The sequence below is a fragment of the Psychrobacter sp. GW64-MNA-CIBAN-0177 genome (assembly GCF_040309585.1).
GTDB classification, from domain to species: domain Bacteria; phylum Pseudomonadota; class Gammaproteobacteria; order Pseudomonadales; family Moraxellaceae; genus Psychrobacter; species Psychrobacter okhotskensis.
Genome location: NZ_JBEOOY010000593.1, coordinates 1 through 238, shown reverse-complemented (window position 1 = coordinate 238; position 238 = coordinate 1). Strand labels below are relative to the sequence as shown.

The following is a 238-nucleotide window of genomic DNA, read 5'->3' as shown; positions in this document are numbered from 1 at the left end:
CCTCTAAAGCGAGCGTGCTAACTTCTTCAAGTAATGCTTCGCGCTTTGGTGCTGCAGCATATTTTTGCCAATCTTTGGCGTCAGCTAGCTGCGCTTCTAAATCGGTTTTTAAGCTTACAAGTGGTTGCTGATACTGCTCAGTTAAGGTATTAAATAACTCTTCAAAGCGTTTAAACACACCAAATGCAACGTTAAAACGACCTTCTTCTATTAGGCGCTTTACATCACGGGCTTTGCG

The 238-nt window shown here is 42.9% G+C and carries 1 protein-coding gene; it reads right to left on the bottom strand.

Annotated elements, in window-relative coordinates:
- Positions 1 to 238: hypothetical protein (locus tag AAEY79_RS16330; protein WP_352289810.1), on the bottom strand; the 238-nt coding region annotated here is incomplete at both ends.